This window comes from Diaphorobacter sp. LI3 (genome assembly GCF_022807955.1).
Classification (GTDB): Bacteria; Pseudomonadota; Gammaproteobacteria; order Burkholderiales; family Burkholderiaceae_C; genus Diaphorobacter; species Diaphorobacter nitroreducens.
In genome coordinates, this window is sequence record NZ_CP094346.1 from 1,891,639 (window position 1) to 1,910,649 (window position 19,011).

15 protein-coding genes are annotated in these 19,011 nt (G+C 68.6%); 9 read left to right on the forward strand and 6 right to left on the reverse strand.

Features of this window, described 5'->3' with window-relative positions; genetic code table 11:
- The first annotated feature begins 2 nt into the window (after positions 1–2).
- From MRB47_RS08810 to MRB47_RS08845, 8 genes are all read left to right on the forward strand, one after another.
- Positions 3–785, forward strand: a complete 783-nt coding sequence (locus MRB47_RS08810; protein WP_252102473.1) for an ABC transporter ATP-binding protein — start codon at positions 3–5, stop codon at positions 783–785.
- Positions 782–1,507, forward strand: coding sequence for an ABC transporter ATP-binding protein (locus tag MRB47_RS08815; RefSeq protein WP_252102474.1), 726 nt, complete (start codon positions 782–784; stop codon positions 1,505–1,507). Before MRB47_RS08810 ends, MRB47_RS08815 begins: the two co-directional genes overlap by 4 nt.
- On the forward strand, positions 1,504–2,565 hold the full coding sequence (locus tag MRB47_RS08820) for a branched-chain amino acid ABC transporter permease (RefSeq protein WP_252102475.1): 1,062 nt from the start codon (positions 1,504–1,506) through the stop codon (positions 2,563–2,565). The genes MRB47_RS08815 and MRB47_RS08820 overlap by 4 nt, the downstream gene beginning before the upstream one ends.
- Positions 2,566–2,576: 11 nt before the next feature.
- Positions 2,577–3,644 (forward strand): branched-chain amino acid ABC transporter permease, encoded by a 1,068-nt coding sequence (locus tag MRB47_RS08825; protein WP_252102476.1) that lies wholly within the window; start codon positions 2,577–2,579, stop codon positions 3,642–3,644.
- A 51-nt stretch (positions 3,645–3,695) separates the two neighbouring features.
- A complete protein-coding gene (locus MRB47_RS08830) occupies positions 3,696–5,876 on the forward strand; it encodes a D-(-)-3-hydroxybutyrate oligomer hydrolase (protein ID WP_252102477.1) in 2,181 nt (726 codons plus the stop codon).
- Positions 5,877–5,979: 103 nt separating this feature from the next.
- Complete coding sequence (locus MRB47_RS08835) at positions 5,980–7,107, forward strand: ABC transporter substrate-binding protein (protein WP_252102478.1); 1,128 nt, start codon at positions 5,980–5,982, stop codon at positions 7,105–7,107.
- 45 nt (positions 7,108–7,152) lie between these two features.
- On the forward strand, positions 7,153–8,031 hold the full coding sequence (locus MRB47_RS08840; RefSeq protein WP_103737976.1) for an alpha/beta fold hydrolase: 879 nt from the start codon (positions 7,153–7,155) through the stop codon (positions 8,029–8,031).
- Positions 8,032–8,193: 162 nt separating this feature from the next.
- Complete coding sequence (locus MRB47_RS08845; RefSeq protein WP_088886513.1) at positions 8,194–9,153, forward strand: rhodanese-like domain-containing protein; 960 nt, start codon at positions 8,194–8,196, stop codon at positions 9,151–9,153.
- A 70-nt stretch (positions 9,154–9,223) separates the two neighbouring features.
- On the opposite strand, the gene MRB47_RS08850 is transcribed toward MRB47_RS08845, so the two are convergent.
- The 5 genes from MRB47_RS08850 to hemH all read right to left on the reverse strand — a co-directional run bounded on the left by MRB47_RS08850 (position 9,224) and on the right by hemH (position 15,213).
- Entirely contained in the window at positions 9,224–9,391 is a 168-nt protein-coding gene (locus tag MRB47_RS08850; RefSeq protein ID WP_011804920.1) for a hypothetical protein, read from the reverse strand.
- 18 nt (positions 9,392–9,409) lie between these two features.
- Positions 9,410–10,507, reverse strand: a complete 1,098-nt coding sequence (locus MRB47_RS08855) for a YeeE/YedE thiosulfate transporter family protein (protein WP_252102479.1) — start codon at positions 10,505–10,507, stop codon at positions 9,410–9,412.
- Between the two features lie 107 nt (positions 10,508–10,614).
- Entirely contained in the window at positions 10,615–11,568 is a 954-nt protein-coding gene (locus MRB47_RS08860) for a sulfurtransferase (protein ID WP_103737973.1), read from the reverse strand.
- 136 nt (positions 11,569–11,704) lie between these two features.
- Positions 11,705–14,158, reverse strand: coding sequence for a Lon protease family protein (locus MRB47_RS08865; RefSeq protein WP_252102480.1), 2,454 nt, complete (start codon positions 14,156–14,158; stop codon positions 11,705–11,707).
- The gene (hemH, locus tag MRB47_RS08870; RefSeq protein ID WP_252102481.1) at positions 14,155–15,213 is read right to left on the reverse strand and encodes a ferrochelatase; all 1,059 of its coding nucleotides are present in this window, start codon (positions 15,211–15,213) and stop codon (positions 14,155–14,157) included. The genes MRB47_RS08865 and hemH overlap by 4 nt, the downstream gene beginning before the upstream one ends.
- 39 nt (positions 15,214–15,252) lie before the next feature.
- Between hemH and MRB47_RS08875 the strand changes: the two genes are divergently transcribed.
- Complete coding sequence (locus tag MRB47_RS08875; RefSeq protein WP_252102482.1) at positions 15,253–15,945, forward strand: HAD family hydrolase; 693 nt, start codon at positions 15,253–15,255, stop codon at positions 15,943–15,945.
- Between the two features lie 12 nt (positions 15,946–15,957).
- On the opposite strand, the gene MRB47_RS08880 is transcribed toward MRB47_RS08875, so the two are convergent.
- Entirely contained in the window at positions 15,958–18,696 is a 2,739-nt protein-coding gene (locus MRB47_RS08880; protein WP_252102483.1) for a cation-transporting P-type ATPase, read from the reverse strand.
- Positions 18,697–19,011 lie beyond the last annotated feature (315 nt).

Here is a 19,011-nt window from a genome sequence, read left to right on the forward strand (position 1 = left end):
CCATGAGCGCCTTGGCCACCCAGGACCTGACCATCCGCTTCGGCGGGCATGTGGCGGTGAACGCCGTGACCTGTGCCTTCGCGCAGGGCACGCTCACGGCCATCGTGGGGCCCAATGGCGCGGGCAAGACCACGTACTTCAACCTGATCTCGGGCCAGCTCAAGGCGACGGCAGGTCGCGTGTCGCTCCATGGCCAGGACCTCACGGGTCTGCCGCCTTCTGCGCGCACGCGCGCCGGCCTGGGCAGGGCGTTCCAGCTCACCAATCTGTTTCCGCACCTGTCGGTGCTGGAGAACGTGCGCCTGGCCGTGCAGGCCGCGCAGCCGGGGCGGCACCGGCGCGGCCTCAACCTGTGGAGCATCTGGAGCGACCACGCCGCACTCACCGCCCGTGCGCAGGGCATCCTGCATGCCGTGGCCTTGGCAGATCGGCAAGGCATGCCAGTCGCCAGCCTGCCGCATGGGGACCAGCGCAAGCTGGAGGTGGCGCTGCTCATAGCGCTGGACCCGCAGGTCTACATGTTCGACGAGCCCACGGCTGGCATGGGCCATGACGAGGCCCCCGTGATCCTGGACCTGATACGCGCGCTCAAGAAAGACAAGACCAAGACCATCCTGCTGGTCGAGCACAAGATGGACGTGGTGCGCGAGCTGGCCGACCGCATCATCGTGCTGCACAACGGCGTGCTCGTCGCGGACGGCGAGCCCGCCGCAGTGATCGCGTCGCCGATCGTGCAGCAGGCCTACCTGGGCACGGCGGCGTCGGCTGCGGAGGCTGAGGCATGAGCGCACCGCTGCTGAAGCTGTCCGGCGTGCACACGCACATCGGGGCATATCACATCCTGCATGGCGTTGATTTGGCCGTGCCCCGCGGGCAGCTCACGCTGCTGCTGGGGCGCAACGGCGCGGGCAAGACGACGACCCTGCGCACCATCATGGGTCTGTGGCGCGCCAGTGCCGGGACCATCACCTTCGGCGGCCAGGGCATCGCGGCCTGGGAGACGCCGCGCATTGCCCAGCAGGGCATTGCCTACGTACCCGAGAACATGGGCATCTTTGCCGACCTGACGGTGAAGGAAAACCTGTTGCTGGCCGCGCGTGGCGCGCGCACCGCGGCGCAGATGGACGGCGCGCGGCTGGAGTGGATCTTCCGGCTCTTTCCCGCCGTGGAAAAGTTCTGGAATCACCCCGCGGGCAAGCTCAGCGGCGGGCAAAAGCAGATGGTGGCCGTGGCACGCGCCATCGTGGAGCCGCGCGAGTTGCTCATCGTGGATGAACCCAGCAAGGGACTGGCGCCCGCCATCGTCAACAACATGATCGACGCCTTCGCCCAGCTCAAGGCCAGCGGCACCACCATCTTGCTGGTGGAGCAGAACCTGCACTTCGCCCAGCGCCTGGGCGACCAGGTGGCGGTGATGGACAACGGGGTGGTGGTGCATGCCGGCCCCATGGCCGCACTAGCCGAGGACGAGGCGTTGCAGCAGTCGCTGCTGGGGCTGTCGCTATGAACAGGTCTGAACAAAATTGGCCTGTAGCGCCCGTGCAGCAATCGCGAGTAGCTATTAAAAGTGAAGCGACTGGGCGGGGCGCAATAGCCATCGACTGGACACCCCTGGCGCTGGTACCGCTGCTGGCGATCGCGGTGCTGCCATTCATCGGATCGGCCAGCACCTGGCTCACCCTCACGGTTGCGGGGCTGGCCATGGGCATGATCATCTTCATCATCGCCTCCGGCCTCACGCTGGTGTTCGGGCTCATGGACGTGCTGAATTTCGGCCATGGCGTGTTCATCGCGCTGGGCGCGTTTGTCGCCACCAGCATGCTGGGCGCGATGAGCGACTGGACTGGGTCGGCCGCGCTGTGGCGCAACCTGGTGGCCGTGCTGCCCGCCATGGCCGTCGCCATGCTGGTGGCCGGCGCGGTGGGCCTGGCGTTCGAGCGCCTGATCGTGCGCCCCGTGTACGGCCAGCATCTCAAGCAGATCCTCATCACCATGGGCGGGATGATCATCGGCGAGGAGCTGATCAAGGTCATCTGGGGACCACAGCAGATTCCGTTGCCGTTGCCCGAGGCCATGCGGGGCGCGTGGCTCGTCGGGGAGGCGGCCGTGGAAAAGTACCGCGTGCTGGCCGTTGGCGTGGGGCTGGCGGTGTTCGCGCTGCTGGCGTGGACGCTTGCGCGCACCAAGCTGGGCCTGTTGATCCGCGCCGGCGTGCAGGACCGCGAGATGGTCGAGAGCCTGGGCTACGGCGTGCGGCGGCTGTTCGTGGGCGTGTTCGTGGCCGGCAGCGCGCTGGTGGGGCTGGGCGGCGTGATGTGGGGGCTGTACCAGCAGAACGTGGTGCCGCAGATGGGGGCCCAGGTGAACGTGCTGATCTTCATCGTGATCATCATTGGCGGACTGGGCAGCACGGGTGGTGCGCTGATCGGTGCGCTGCTCGTGGGCCTGATGGCGAACTACACGGGCTTCCTGCTGCCGAAGGTGGCGCTGTTCTCCAACATCGCGCTCATGGTCGCCATCCTCCTGTGGCGGCCGCAGGGCGTGTACCCGGTGGCCAACCGTTGAGGAGCGCGTCGATGCTGAGCCGGCTCCTCTCTGGCGACTATCCCCGCAGCAAGGTGCTGGCTGTGCTGCTCATGGCCTGCCTGCTGGGGCTCGCCGTGGCGCCGTTCGCCTTTGCGGGCGTGAAGGCGCTCAACGTGGCGGCCAAGGTGCTGGTGTTCGTGGTGCTGGTCGCCAGCTTCGACCTGCTGCTGGGCTACACGGGCATCGTGAGCTTTGCGCACACCATGTTCTTCGGCATCGGCGCCTACGGCATCGCCATCGCCACCAGCCGCCTGGGTGCTACATGGGGCGCGCTGGCCGTGGGGCTGGGGTGCGCGCTGCTGCTGTCATTGCTGCTGGCGCTGGCGATCGGATTGTTCTCGCTGCGCGTGCGCGCCATCTTTTTCGCCATGATCACGCTGGCCGTGGCGGCGGCGTTCCAGACGCTGGCTTCGCAGCTCTCGGACTGGACGGGCGGCGAGGACGGCCTGACCTTCAAGCTGCCCGAGTGGCTGTCGCCCAGCTTCGAGCCCTTCGAGGACGAGGTGCTGGGGGTGCTGATCGACGGGCGCCTCATCACCTACTACCTGCTGTTCGTCACGGCTGTGGTGCTGGTGCTGGCGCTGCTGCGCATCGTGAACTCGCCCTTTGGCCGTGTGCTGCAGGCCATCCGCGAGAACGAGTTCCGTGCCGAGGCCATCGGCTATCGCGTGGTGGTGTACCGCACGCTCTCCAGCGTGCTGTCCGCGCTGTTCGCCTGTGCGGCGGGCGCCATGCTGGCCCTCTGGCTGCGCTACAACGGGCCGGACACGTCGCTCAGCTTCGAGATCATGATGGACTGCCTGCTCATCGTCGTGATCGGCGGCATGGGCACGATCTATGGTGCCGTGGTCGGCTCCGTGCTCTTCGTGGTGGCGCAAAGCTACCTGCAGGACCTGTTGGGCGTTGCCCATGAGGCTGCCTCTGGTCTTCCCTGGCTGGCCGCACTCCTGTCGCCCGACCGCTGGCTGCTGTGGCTGGGCCTGCTGTTCGTGCTCTCGGTCTATTACTTCCCCACCGGTGTGGTGGGGCGCCTGCGTTCCCTGCGTGCCCCGCCTTGATGGGTGCGCTTTTTTTCTCGTACTGCCATTACCACAACCTTAGGAGACAACATGCGAGTGAATGAACGAGTAACGGCGCTGACGGCGCTGACGGCGCTGGCGGGGGCCACGCTGGTGGCCTGTGGCGGCGGATCGGATCCGTCCAACGATCTGCCCCAAGGCATCAAAGAAATCAGCGCCACGGTGTACCCGGCCACGACCGTAGGCACGGGCGCCACTGCTGCTACCCAGGACCTGCTGACGGGCGGTATTGGCAAAACGGGCCTGGGCGCCGCGGCCGCGCCCGCCTATGCCGACCCGGCCAACCCCACGGCGGCGGAACTGCGCCGCAATGCGCTGTTTTCCAACTACCGCGGCATCCTGGACTACACGGCCAAGGGCGGCTATGGCACGCTGTACGGCCCCAACATCACGGCCGAAGGCCAGGTGACCGCCAGTGAAGGTCTGATCCCAGGCCGTGAACACCTCGCTGTGCTGGACGATGGCTCCGGCCGCAAGCAAACCGTGATCGCCGTGCAGGTGCCCGACAGTTTCAACACCAGCAACCCCTGCATCGTGCTCGGCCCTTCGTCCGGTTCGCGCGGCGTGTACGGTGCCATCGGCACGGCGGGGGAGTGGGGCTTGAAGAAGGGCTGCGCCGTCGCGCTGACGGATGCCGGCAAGGGCGTGGGCCTGCACAACCTGGCCGACGACACGGTCAACAAGGTCGACGGCACGCGCGCCACGCGCACGGCGGCGGGGGCGCTGAGCTTCTTTGCTGCCAATCTGACGGATGCGGTGCGCTCGGCGTACAACGCGGCCTTCCCCAATCGCATTGCCATCAAACACGCGCACTCGCAGCAAAACCCCGAGAAGGATTGGGGTGCGGACACGTTGGCGGCAGGCCGCTATGCGCTGTATGTGCTGAATGCGCGCTATGGCACGGCAGACAACCCGGTACCGTTCACCAAGGGCAACACGCTGGTGATCGCGGGCTCCGCCTCCAATGGCGGCGCCGCCTCGCTGCGCGCAGCCGAGCAGGACGGCGAGGGCCTGATCGACGGCGTGGTGGCTTCCGAGCCCGTGACCGAAATACCCACCGCCGCCGGCTATGGCATCCAGTTCGACGGCGCCGCGGTCGCTGGCTACGGCAAGACCCTGGCCGAGTACACCACCTGGGGCAACATCTACCAGCCCTGCGCCGCGCTGGCGGCCGACGCGGCCATCAACGAGGCATCGATCTACGACTTCATCACCCTCACTGCCATGACTGCGCGCGCCACGGCACGCTGCGACGGCCTGGCGGCCAAAGGCCTGGTGAGTGGCGCCACCACGCAGGAGCGTGCGGCCGACGCCCTGGCCAAGCTGCATGCCTATGGCTGGAACGCCGAGAACAACACCATGCACAACGCCCACTATGCGCTGGGCAACGGACCCATCCTGTCGGCCATGTACACCATGGCCTATGGCCGCTTTGGCGCGGATGCCAACTTATGCGGGTCCAGCTTTGCCGCCGCCAGTGCCACGGGCGACGTGATTGCCGCCGCGCCCACGGCGCTGGCCCAAAGCGCCGCCACCGCGAACGGCACAGCCAATGGGACGCCCGCCACGGTGATCTACAACGACTCGGTGGGAGGCGCCAAGTCCTGGCCCTTCGCCGTGTCGCCCTCTACCGGCGTGGCGGACTTCGGGCTGGACAACGCGCTGTGCCAGTATGCGCTGGTCAGCGGCAAGGACCCCGTGACCGGTGCGGCCCTTACGGCGGCCAGCACGCCGACCAAGGCGCAGAGCGACGCCGTGCGCAGCGGCGTGGCCGAGGTGCTGCACAACGCCAACCTGCGCGGCAAGCCGGCGATCATCGTCGCCGGCCGCAGCGATGCGCTGGTGCCGGTCAACAACAACGCGCGTGCCTACGCGGCGCTCAATCGTGCTGTGGAGGGCGCGTCGAGCAAGCTGCGCTACGTGGAAGTCATGAACGGTCAGCACTTCGATGCGTTCCTGCCCTTCTCAGGTTTCGACACGCGCTTCGTGCCGCTGCACCCGTACTTCAACCAGGCCATGGACGTGATGTGGGCGCACCTGAAGAACGGCGGCCCGCTGCCCGCAAACCAGGTCGTGCGCACCACGCCGCGCGGCGGTACCGCGGGAGCGGCGCCGGCCATTACCGCAGCCAATGTCCCGCCGTTCGCCATGAGCCCCGCCGCCGCCGACCAGATTGGCTTTGTGGGCACATCCATCAGCGTGCCGCGTTGAGGCTGCGCGGCTGAAGAGGCCCCGCCTGTGCCCCGGCATCCGGGGCAGGGCCGGGGCCCCTGCGTGGGGACTGCGTTTGGTGCTTCGAAAGGAAGGGACGGGCATGCGCAAGCTGAGGTGTTGGGTTGGCGGGTTGCTGCTGTCTTTGGCGGCTCTCGCGTCATCGGCCGCAGAGGTGGTGATCGGGCAGGTGGCGCCGCTGTCGGGCGTGCTCGCGTCCACGGGCGAGCAGATGGTGCTGGGCGGCAAGGTGTACTTTGACGCCGTCAACGCGCAGGGGGGTGTGCATGGCGCCAAGATCCGCCTGCAGGTGGAGGACGATGGCTACAAGGTGGACGACACCGTGCGTCTGACGCGTGCCATGCTCGACCGCCCTGAAGTCGTTGCCCTGTTCGGCTTTGCCGGCACGGCCAACATTGCGCAGTTGCTGGCCGACAAGGTGCTGGAGCAGGGCGGTGCGGCCCTGGTGGCGCCGTACACGGGCGGCGAGGTGCTGCGCACGCCCTTCAACCCATGGATCTTCCATGTGCGTGCGGGCTATGCCGATGAAGCCGAGCACATGGTGCAGCAGCTCGCCACGCTGGGCATCATGCGCATTGCCGTCATGTACCAGGACGACGGTTTCGGCAAGGCGGGGCTGGCCGGAGTGGAGGCGGCGCTGGAGCGGCGCCAGCTCAAGCTGGTAGCCGCGGCCGGCTATGAGCGCAACACCGACAACGTGGACTCCGCCGTGCAGACCATCCGCGCCATGGATGCGCAAGCCGTGATCATGATCGCCGTCAACAAGCCGGCCGCCGCATTCACCAAGCGCTACCGCGAGCAGGGCGGCGGCGCGCGGCTGTTCAACATCTCCGTGGTGGATCCCGCCGAAATCGTGAAGCTGGCGGGGCTGAAGAACGCGCACGGCCTGGCCATCAGCCAAGTGGTGCCGTACCCTTACCGGCCTCAATTGCCCGTGGTGCGCGAGTATCAGCATTTGCTCAAGAAATACGCGCCAGAGGCCGAGATCAACTACACCAGCTTCGAGACCTTCCTGGGCGCGAAAGTCCTTGTCGAGGCCCTGCGCCGTGCCGGCCCGCAGCCTACCAGGGCACGCGTGCTGCGTGCACTGGAGTCGCTGCAGGGGTTCGATCTGGGTGGCGTCACGCTGAACTACGGGCCGAACAACCGTGTCGGCTCGCGCTTCGTCGAGGTCACGGTGATCGGGGGCAACGGCCGGCTCATGAAGTGAGGCGCGCCCGCGGCGATCACACTCTCCCTGCACAAAGGCTGCACCATGTCCTTCGTCTCGCGCTACGTGCGCTGCGCCGGCTATGAAATCCACCTGACCGACTGGGGCGCGCCCGGCGCGCCGGTGGTGGTGGCCTGGCACGGCCTGGCACGCACCGGACGCGACATGGACGAGCTGGCCGCACACCTGGCGGCCCATGGCTGGCGCGTGTTGTGCCCCGACACCCTGGGTCGCGGCCTGAGCCAGTGGAGCCGTGATCCGCAGCGCGAATACACGCTGGCTTTCTATGCACGCGTTGTGGAGGAGCTGCTGGACCAGCTGGGTGTGCAGCGGGTGCAGTGGGTGGGTACGTCGATGGGCGGCGCCATCGGCACCGTGTGCGCCGCCGGCCTGCTGGCGCCGCGCCTGCACGGGCGCATCACGCACCTGGTGCTCAACGACAATGCCCCGCAGCTGGCCGGCCCCGCGCTGGAGCGCATCAAAGCCTATGCGGGCCAGCCGCCCCAGTTCGATACCGTGATGGAGCTGGAGGCCTTCTTTCGCCGCACCTACGCGCCGTTCGGCTGGCTCAGCGATGCGCAGTGGCTGCGCCTTACCGAGACCTCGCTGCGCCGCCTGCCCGATGGGCGCGTGACCCCGCACTACGACCCGGCCATGGTGCAGCAGTTCACGCGGCATGAGAACGACTATCTCGTTTGGCCGCACTACGACCGGCTCGACATTCCCGTGCTGTGCCTGCGCGGGGCCGAGTCCGATCTGGTGCTGCCCGCGGTGGTGCAGGAGATGCAGCGCCGGGGCCCGGGCGCACGCGGCCTGCTGGAGGTGGTCGAGGTGCCGGGCTGCGGCCACGCGCCCGCGCTCAACGTGCCGCAGCAACTGGCCTGGGTGCAGCGCTTTTTGCAGGGCCAGCCCGCGCAGGGATGAAGCGGCGCACGGCTTGCGCGGTGTGCCTGCATTGTTGCCATCCACGCAACGCAGTTTCCTTATTTCAGGTCTCACTCGGCGCAGCCGTTGCGGCTAGCATGTGAGACTTGCATTGCATGGGCGTCAGCGGCGACGCCGGCACGGCATGAAGGGAACCGCGACATGGGTTTTCTGGTGGATCTGATTCGCGAATACGGCCTGGGCGTCGTGTTCCTGAACGTGCTGATCGAGCAGCTGGGCGCGCCCATTCCCGCCTATCCAGTGCTGGTGGTCACCGGCGCGGTGGCGGGCGACGACTGGCAGCACGGCGCACGCATCGTGCTGTTGGCCGTGGCGGCCGCGCTCATTGCCGACCTGCTGTGGTACCAGGCCGGCAAATCCTACGGCCATCGTGTGCTGGGGCGCATCTGCCGCATTTCGCTGTCGCCCGATGCCTGCATCCGCCAGACGGAATCGCTCTACGGCCGCTGGGGCCCCAAGTCGCTGCTGATTGCCAAGTTCGTTCCAGGCTTTGCGTCGATCGCCAGCGCGCTTGCGGGTGTGGTGGGCACGCCGCGGTCGGTCTTCGTGCTGTACGACACGCTGGGCGCGTTGATCTGGGTGGGCTCGGCAGTGTTGCTGGGATCGCTGTTCAGCACCACGGTCGAGGACCTGCTGGCCGTGCTCACAGCGCTGGGCCAGGGGGGATTGGTATTGCTGGCGGTGGGGCTGGGCGTGTTCATTCTGCGCAAGTGGTGGCAGCGCCAGCGCACGGTGCGCTCGCTGAAGATGCCTCGCGTGTCGGTGCAGGAGTTGCGCGGCATGCAGGCCCAGGGGGTCATGCCCACGGTGATCGATGTGCGCACGGGTCAGGCCTACAGCGCGGGCCATATTCCCGGCGCCCAGGCGTGGGAGCTGCGCCCCCGGGACGCGGCAGCACCCCACGCCCATCTATTGCCGCACGACGCGCATCCGCACGGCGTGGTCATCTATTGCGACTGCCCGGCAGAGATATCGGCCGCCCGGCTGGCGCGCCAGCTACAGCGCGCAGGCTTTTCCAACGTGCGCCCGCTGCTGGGCGGGCTGCAGGCCTGGCAGGACGCTGGGTTCGAGGTGGCCAAGCCGTCTGCCGATACGCCCTGAGACCGCTCGCCGCGCCAAGCAACAAGGCCTCCGCGTGGAGGCCTTGTTGCGTTGTGCGCGGAGAAGGACGTCAGTCCGGCATGGAGCAATGCCCGCCCGAGGCGGCCTTGCCCGAGCCGGCCGCGATCAGCGGCGCCTCGAAGCGCAGGTCCACCGGGGCGGAGTTGCTGTAGTCCCAGGCCAGGAAGGCGGCGAGCACGGCCCAGAAGGCCAGGCGCAGTGTGGTGTGTCGTGTCATGGCGTAGCTCTCCTGGGTTCAGAAGCCGAAATGGCGACGGATGCGCAGGCCGAAGACCGTTCCTGCGAACGCCAGCGGCACCCAGATCCAGCCGTGGATGCTGCCCGTGGAGATGCCCGACAGCATGGCGCCGACGTTGCAGCCGAAGGCCAGGCGCGAGCTGTACCCCAGCAGCAGGCCCGCGACCAGGGCCACGGCCCATTGCGTGCCCGTCAGCGCCTTGGCCGTGACCGGCTTGCCGGCCGACACCCACAGAGCGCCCCCGAGGATGCCGATGTTGGTGATGCTGGTCACGTCCAGCAGCACGGTCTCCTGCAGACGGGCGGCATTGCCGGGCTGGCTCCAGAACCAGTTGCCCGCCAGGTCCGCGGCACCGCTGGCCTGGGCGAGTTTTGCCGCCCACAGGCCAAAGCCGTACACCACACCCCAGGGCTGGCCGGCGATCACCAGGTTCAGCGTGGCCAGCAGCGCCAGCAGCACGGCGCCCACGATCCACCTGCGCACCAGCAGCGGCTGGGGCTGCGTGCCTTGCGGTCCCTGGGCGCGGCGCGCATACCAGCGCACCCCCACCGCGACTACGGCCAGCACCGCCAGCGTGATCAACAGTGCCTGTTGCCAACCGAAGCGATTGACCAAACCGACGGGCTGCGCGCGGCCGAGGTCCAGCCAGAAGCCCAGGTGCATCGAGCCCAGGAAACTGCCGAGCGCGAACAGCGGCAGGATCGCCGCGTTCATTGGAATGCCCAGGCCCGCCTTGTACAGCGTGCCGCTGCCGCAGCCGTCGGCAATCTGCATGCACAGCCCGAACACGAAGGCGCCGACCAGCAGGCTCACGCTGGGTGGGCCTATGGCGGCCGTCAGTTCAGGAAAGTGGCCCAGCAGCGGCATGGCCAGTGCGGCGGCCAGCGCCAGCAGCAGCAGCTGGCCCATGACGCCGCTGGCGTCCTTGTCCTCGATGAGCATGCGCCAGCCCGTGGTGAAGCCAAAGCGCTGGCCGGCCAGCACCGCGCCCAGGCCCAGACCCACGGCGAACAGGGCCGCTTGCCGCACGGACACGGTCCACAGCAGCCAGCCCAAGAAAATGGCCAGCAGGGCCGCAAGAGGGAGTCGTTTCATGGAAGAGGGCTAGAGATTCAAAAAAGTGAGCTGCTAGCGCTTTCCTGGCAAGCGCTAGAGGCCGATTTGACTATGAGGCTGTCAGGTGCCCAGCGCAGTGGGCTGCCTTACTTGAGCTTGCGTTCCCACCACTGCTTGGCGTCGTAGGCCAGTGCCTCGGCGCGGGTGGGCTGGTTCGCCATCAGCGGCGGCTCCTGGGACTGGGTCCAGTCCACCATGGAGCCGGCATACAGCTTCACGCCGGGCAGGCCCGCCACTTCGGACAGGCCGAACCAGTCGGTGGCCGCCCAGTGGCCGGTATTGCAGAACGCGACCATGTCCTGGCCCTGTTCGCGCTTGACCTTGGCGGCGATCTGCCGGGCCGTCGCCGCATCCACGAAGGTGGAGGTGCCGGGAACGAACCACTGGTTGAAGTCCAGCTGCTGTGCGCCCGGCAGGGTGCCAGACACCTTGGCCGCGGGCGCACGCACCTTGCCCTGGTAGAAGGCATCGGGGCGCGAATCCACCAGTGCGGCGTTGCTCAGGCGAATGTGCTGGCCCACGTCCTCGCGCGTGGCCAGCAGGCGGGTGTCCAGCGTGGGCGTGTACTGGCTGGCCGCGACCTGTGGCACCTCGGCCGTCAACGGAAGCTGGGCTTGGCCCCAGGCCTTCATGCCGCCATTGAGGATGGAGAGTTCCTGGAGGCCCAGCAGCTTCAGCGTCCAGTACACGCGCGCCGCCGCGCCAAAATCCGTCGGGTCTGCGCCCGTGGAGACCACCACGGCATGCGTGGTGGGCGTGAGCCCCAGCGACTGCACCAGCGCGGTGAGCCGGGGCAGGTCGGGTAGTTCACCCGGGTTGCTGGCGGGGCCGCGCCACTTGCCGTAGGGGGCATTCACCGCACCCGGAATGTGCTGGGCGCCGTAGCTAGCGGGGTCGCGGATGTCGATCACGCGCGGCGGCGTGGCCTGCGTTGTCTGGGCCTTCAGTTCGGCGGGCGTCAGCAGTGGCTGGGCTGCCCACGCCGCAGGGGCCACATGGGCGGCCGTGGCGAATACCGCGAGGGCGAGCAGTTTTTTCATGGCGATCTCGAAAACAGTCGTTCAGGGAAGGGCGTAATTGTCCCGCGCCCTTGAGCCTCATCAACGACAGAATCGGATTGTTCTTATAGCCAATATGGATAAGCCAGGCCCGGCCCACCGCAACGCCGGGCGGTTTTCAGAGGCTGCCGCCGAGCCTGCGCGGCACGCGCCGCCGCCCCAGCGCCATGGCCTGCCACGCGCGGCGGTAGGCCAGCAGCGTGCTTTCGGCGCGCGCCCGCACGCTGCCTTCCCACGGCTCGCCGGGGGTGAGGCCCGCGTGCGTACCAGTGAGCAGCGCAATGCCCTCGCTGACGTGCTGCGCCGTATAGACGTGAAAGCGCCCCGCCGCGACCGCATCCACCACGGCGGGCGAGAGCATCAGGTGGCGCTGGTTGCGTGCCGGAATCAGCACGCCCTGCGTGCCGGTCAGGCCCGCGTGCGCGCACACGCGGAACCAGCCCTCGATCTTCTCGTTCAGCCCGCCCACGGGCAGCACCTCACCGTGCTGGTTGAGCGCGCCGGTGACCGCGATGTCCTGGCGCAGCGGCAGGCCCGACAGCGACGACAGCAGGGCATACAGCTCGGCGCAGGAGGCCGAGTCGCCCTCAATGCCGCTGTACTCCTGCTCCAGCACGATGGACGCGTTGAGCGCCAGCGGCGCCAGGTGTCCGAACAGCGCGCTGAAATAACTGTGCAGGATGAGCACGCCCTTGTCGTGGATCGGGCCGGACAGCTCGACCTCGCGCTCGATGTTGACCAGGCCTTCCTGGCCCGCATGCGTGCGCGCGGTGATGCGCACCGGAAAGCCGAAGCGGTAGTCGCCCAGGTCGATCTGCGTGAGCGCATTCAACTGGCCGACGCGCGTGCCGTCCAGCGTGATGAGCAACTCGCCCTCGGCAATCGATTCGTGCAATGCCTCCTCGGGGGCGTTGTGGCGCTGGCGCTTGGCGATCAGCGCGGCTTCCACATCGGCCGCATCGGTCAGCGCCGCGCCGCGTGCCCGCGCCTGGGCCGCGCTTTCGAGCAGCAGGGCTTCCAGCAGGGAAAAGCGCGCGCTCTGGCGCGATTGGTCGTCGGCCTCGCGGTGGGTGAATTCCAGCAGGCGGGCCACGGCCGCGGCGCTGCAGTGCGGCAGGCCGCGGCGGGCGCACGCGCGTGCGATGAACACGGCGCTGGCGTAATGCGTCTGGGCGCTGGCGGTGAAGCGCTCGGCAAAATCCACCTTCACGCGAAAGCGCTGCGCCAGGTCTTCGTCGCCCTCCTGCAGCACGTAATACTCGACGGCGGTGCCGATCAGCACGAGCTTGACGTCCACATCCACGCCCTCGGGCTGCAGCGCCACTGTCGGCCCACCACCGCCATGGCTGGCGGCGGTGTCCTCGACCGCCAGGCGGCTGCAGCGCAGGAAGCGGCGCAGCCGCTCCCACAGCGGCGTATCGCCCAGCAGGTCGCGCAGGAACAGCATCAGGTAGCCGCCGTGCGCACGCAGCAGGCCGCCGGCGTGGATGCTGGAGAAATCGGCATACGGCGCGTCTTCCCCGGATTCGTACTGGATGTGGCCGAACAGGTTGCGCAGCTGCGGGTTGTCTTCGACCACCACTGGCGCGCCCTTCAGGGAAGCGTTGTCCACCGCCAAGTTCACCTGGCACAGCGCCAGCAGGTTGGCCAGTTGGTCGCGGCGTTCCTCTTCCTGCGGATCGTCGGGCTGCTCGCCTTCGTGAGGCACGAAGAGCTCAAGGTCGTCGAGCACCTCGCGCTGCACCTGGTCGAGCCAGCGTCCCAGCTTGACCGCGTCCTTGATCTGCTTGCGCAGGCCCTGGCGGATATCGTCCAGACCGTGCGTCACCAGCGGGCCGGCGCTCTGGCGCAGAAGCTGCGCCAGCGCATCGTCGCGCGCGCGCTCCAGCGGGCGGGTCTGTTCCAGGAAGCGCACGATCTCCGTGCGCAGCTCCTGCTCGGCCAGCTCGATGGCGGCGCGCTCGGGTGCGCCGAGCGCTGCGCCATCGGCCTCCGTCAGCGGCTCGCCGCCCGGGCCCAGCAGGGTGAACACCATCTGCCCCTGTTCACGCGACAGGCGAAACCGCCGTGCACGCGCGAAGTCGGCCAACTGGCTGAAGGCGCGCGCCTCGTCGCTCTGGTAGCGCTTGTGGATGCGCTCGCGCTCGTTCTTCACGTCCGGCGCAGCCAGGCGCTTGGGGATCTCCGCCTCCAGCTGGCGGCTCCAGCTCGCCATCTGGTCGCGCAGCTGGCGCCCCTGGCCCGCGGGCAGGCGCAGGGCGCGTGGACGTTCGGGTGCGTCGAAATCGTGCAGAAAGCACAGGTCCGGCGGCACGGGCCGGCTGGCGGCCGCTTCGTCCATGGCCTGGCGCATCAGGGAGGCACGGCCGCTGCCGACCTCGCCCAGCACGAACAGGTGGTAGTCGGGCTGTTGCATGGTCAGCCCGAACCGGGCCGCATCGAACGCGCGCTGCTGGCCGATCCACGGCAGGGGCTCGGCCACCAGCGCGCGCGTATCGTCAAAGCCCAGGCTCTCGGGGCGGATGCTCAGGCGCAGCTGGCCGGGTGCGAGTGCCGTGCAGGGCGCGCTCATGGCTGGCTCCAGCCCGCCAGGTGCTGTTGTGCAATGCGGCTCAAGGCGGTGATCCAGGCGGGGTTGTCGTTCAGGCAGGGGATGTAGCGGAAGTCCTGGCCGCCTGCGTGCAGGAAGGCCTCGCGTGCCTCCTGGTTGATCTCCTCCAGCGTTTCCAGGCAGTCGCTGGTGAAGCCTGGGCACATCACGTCCACGCGGCGCGTGCCGCCCTGTGCCAGCGCTACCAGCGAGGGTTCGGTGTAGGGCTCCAGCCAGCGGGCCTTGCCAAAGCGCGACTGGAAGGTCAGCAGGTACCGGTCTTCGCCCAGCCCCAGCGCCTGCGCGAGCAGCCGGGCCGTGTTGCGGCATTGCTCCGCGTAGGGGTCGCCCAATCGCACATTGCGTTCGGGAATGCCGTGAAAACTCATCACCAGCTTGTCCGCCGGGCCGCCCTCGCGCTGCCAGTGCGCGCGCACCGACTGGGCCAGCGCGGCAATGTAGTCCGGGTGGTCGTGGTAGTCGTTCACGAAGCGCAGTTCGGGAAAGCAACGCGAGCGGCGCACCCACGCGGCCACGTCGTCGAACACGCTGGCGGTGGTCGTGGCCGAGTACTGCGGGTACAGCGGCAGCACCAGCACGCGGCGCACGCCGGCGTCCTGCAGCACCTGCAGCTGCGCTCCAATGGCCGGTTGACCGTAGCGCATGGCGGGCAATACCCGCACCGGCTGGCCGGCCTCGCCCAGCCAGCCGCGCAGCATCACCGCCTGCTTGGCCGTCCATACGGCGAGCGGGGAGCCTTCTTCCGTCCAGATGCTGGCGTACTTGGCGGCCGACTTGGCCGGCCGCGTGCGCAGGATGATCCCGTACAGCAGAGGCAGCCACAGCGCCCGCGGAATTTCCACCACCCGCGGGTCGCCCAGGAACTGCGCCAGATAGCGGCGCAGCGCCGGTGCGGTGGGGGCGTCTGGCGTGCCCAGGTTGCACAGCAGAATGGCGGTGCTTTCGCGTGCTGCGGCGGTCTGGATCAAAGAGGCTGAGGCCGTCTGGGCGGCATGGTGAGAAGGCGAGGCGGGCATGCGGTGATTGTGGCAAATGCCGGGCGGTATGCTCGGGCCATGCTCGATATTTCCCGCATCCGCGCCATCACTCTTGACCTGGATGACACCCTATGGCCTATCTGGCCCACCATTGCGCGGGCTGAGAAGGTGCTGATCGAGTGGCTGCTCACGGTGGCGCCCGGCGCCTCGGCGCTGCTGGCGTCGCCCGACAGGTCCCGCATGCTCCGTGCGCAGGTGGCGTCCGCCCATGCGCACCTATCGCACGACCTGACGGTGCTGCGCCGCGAGACCATCCGCGCAGCGCTGCGCCAGGCGGGCGAGGACGAGTCGCTCACGGACCAGGGGTTCGACGTGTTCTTCGCCGAGCGCCAGCGGGTGGAGCTGTTTGACGATGCGATAGCGGTGCTGGAATTCCTCTCGGCGCGCCACCCGGTGGTGGCGCTGTCCAATGGCAATGCGGACCTGCAGGCCATCGGCATCGGACGGTACTTTCGCGCCAGCATCAGCGCCCGTGAGTTCGGGATTGCCAAGCCCGACCCCCGCATCTTCCACGAGGCGGCGCGGGTGCTGGACCTGCCGCCCGCGGCCGTGCTGCACATAGGCGACGATGCCACGCTGGATGCGCATGGCGCGCTGGGCGCCGGCATGCAGGCGGCCTGGCTCAATCGGGGCGATGCGGCGTGGCCGCACGCGGTGGCGCCCCCTGCCACCGTGCGCGACCTGGCCGCGCTGTGCCGTCTGCTGGGGTAGGCGTGGTCCGTGTCAGCGATGGGCGCGGCGTGCGCGCCAGCGCCGCAGAGCCGCCTTCTCCAGTTCGGCCAGCGTGAAGACGGCCAGCCCGGCCAGCAGGACGCGCGACCATTCCTGCACAGACAGGTCCGTGGAGCCGAACACGGCCTGCATCCAGGGTAGGTGCACGAAGCCCAGTTGCAGCAGCGCACAGAGGGCGATGGTCAGGGGCACCTTGGGATTGCCCAGCAGGCCCTCGCGCGACAGCACGCTGCGCTCGATGTGCCGGCTGTTGAGCAGGTAGAACATCTCCATCACCACCACCGCGCTGACAGCCATGGTGCGCGCGGTTTCGATCGCAGCGCCGTTGGACAGCTCCCACAGGAACAGCCCGAGCGAAGCCGCCGCCATGCAAACCGCCACCATGAGCACACGCCACGCGAACAGGCCGGACAGCAGCTTTTCCTGCGGAGGCCGGGGAGGGCGGCGCATGACGTCGTTCTCCGCAGGCTCGAATGCCAGCGCCACGCCCAGCGTGCTGGACGTGACCAGATTGATCCACAGCACCTGCGCCGCGGTGAGCGGCAGCAGCAGGCCGAATGCGATGGCGGCAAACACGATCAGCGCCTCGCCCCCATTGGTGGGCAGCATGAACAGGATGAACTTGCGCACGTTGTCGTAGATGCCCCGGCCCTCGCGCACCGCATGGCCCAGCGTGGCGAAGTTGTCGTCGGTCAGCACCATGGCGGCCGCGTCCTTGGCGGCCTCGGTACCGTTCCTGCCCATCGCGACTCCCACGTCGGCGCGCTTGAGTGCGGGCGCGTCGTTCACGCCGTCGCCTGTCATGGCCACGACTTCACCGCGGGACTGCAGGGCTTGCACCAGGCGCAGCTTGTGTTCGGGACTGGCACGGGCGAACACGTCCACGCTGGCCACCACGTCGCGCAAGGCGGCGTCGTCCAGCAGCTCGATCTCGGCGCCCGTGAGTGCGGGGCGGCCCAGGCCGATGCCCAGCTGCGCGCCAATCGCACGTGCGGTTTCGCCGTGGTCGCCGGTGATCATCTTCACGCGTACGCCCGCGGCCTGGCATTCGGCCACCGCGGCCACGGCCTCGGGGCGCGGCGGGTCCATGCTGCCCAGCAGCCCGAGCAGCGTGAAGCCGCCCTCCATGTCGGCGAACTGCAGCGCGTGCTGCTGCGCCGGCACGCGCTTGATGGCGATCGCCAGCACGCGCAGCGCCCGCGCCGCGCAGTCGTTGGCTGCGCGGCGCCAGTAGTCGTGCTGCAGCGGGGCATCGGTGCCCGCGCCATCGGCGGGCCACTGGCGCTGTGCGTTGCACATGTCCAGCACACGCTCGGGGGCTCCTTTCACCAGGATCACCGCATGCCCCGCGTGGTCGTGGTGCAACGTGGCCATGAAGCGGTGCTCGGACTCGAACGGTATGGCGTCGATGCGTGGCTGGCGGGCATGCAGCGCCGTTGCGTCCAGCCCCGCCTTGAGCGCCAGGGTGACGAGCGCGCCCTCCGTCGGGTCGCCCGTCAGGCTCCAGCCCTGGGGACCGTCGTGCAGCGTGGCGTCGTTGCACAGCAGCGCCACCTGGGCCACGGACTGCAGGGCAGGGTGTTCTTGCGCAGTGATGGGCACGCCACCGATGAGGAAGCCCCCCTGCGGCGCATAGCCGCTGCCGGTCACCTCTATGACATGGTCGGCGGTCACCACGCGCTGCACGGTCATCTCGTTGCACGTGAGGGTGCCGGTCTTGTCGGAGCAGATCACCGTGACAGCCCCCAGCGTTTCCACCGCCGGCAGGTGGCGGATGATGGCGTTGTGCTGCGCCATGCGCCGCACGCCCATGGCCAGGGTGATGGTCATGATGGCGGGCAGCCCCTCGGGGATCGCCGAGGCCGCCAGCGCCACGGCCATCATGAACATGTCCGCGGGTGCCTGAGCGCGCCAGAGCACGCCGATGGCGAACGTGGCGAGCACGAACAGCCCGATGGCCAGCGCCAGCCAGCGGCTGAACTGCGCGATCTGCCGCAGCAGCGGCGTGGTGCTCGCCTGCACCTGGGCCAATAGCGTGCTGATGCGCCCCAGTTCACTGTTCGTGCCCGTGGCCACCACGGTGCCCAAAGCGGTGCCCGCGGCCACCAGCGTGCCGGAGTAGAGCATGCTGCGGCGGTCGCCCAAAGCGGCGTCGGCTGCCACGGCGGTTTCGTCCTTGTCGCAGGGCACGGACTCGCCCGTCAGCACGGCCTCGTCGGCGCGCAGGCTGCGGGCCGTAAGGATGCGCAGGTCCGCGGGCACCTTGTCGCCGGACGCGAGGATGACGATGTCGCCCGGCACGAGCTGGTCGGCGTCCACCAGTTGGCGCTCTCCCCCGCGCAGCACCGTGGCCTGGTGCGAGAGCATGTGGCGTATCGCGTCCAGCGCCGACTCGGCCTTGCCCTCCTGCAAGAAACCGATGATCGCGTTGACGATCACGGCCCCCAATAGCACCCCGGTGTCGATCCAGTGCGCCAGTGCCGCGGTGACCGTCGCGGCAGCGAGCATCACGTAGATCAGCACGTTGTGGAATTGCTGCAGCAGGCGCAGCCAGGCCGGTCGGCGCGGCGGCGCGGGCAGGCGGTTGGGGCCGAAGCGTGCCAGGCGCCGCGCCACCTCGGCATGCGCCAGGCCGTGGCGGTCGTCGGTTTGCAGCCGTCGCAGCGCTTCGCCAGCGGACAGCGCATGCCACGGGGTGCCGCGGGCATCGGTGGTTGGGGGCAGGTGCATGCAGGGCGGGCGCCGGACGACGCGACTGGTCGGGTGAACCCAGTCTAGGTCCGCAGGCGCGGACCGTGCCAATGTCCCAGTGCCAGGCCGGGGAAAGTGGCCGCTATTGGCCTTCGATTGCTATTTAAACAATAGCTGACTGCGCTTGCCGCTTGGTCGTTTGATGCTGTTTTTGATATGCATCACGCGGCCGGTAAATGGTCGCCGCAGGCAAGCAGGGGCCAGTGCTTTGCATGTGGCAGGGGAAGTCACATCCCCCTCTGCCGAGGCGGCGCCGTCCGTTCCATCGGGCAGGGGAGCGGTGCAGGGGATGCC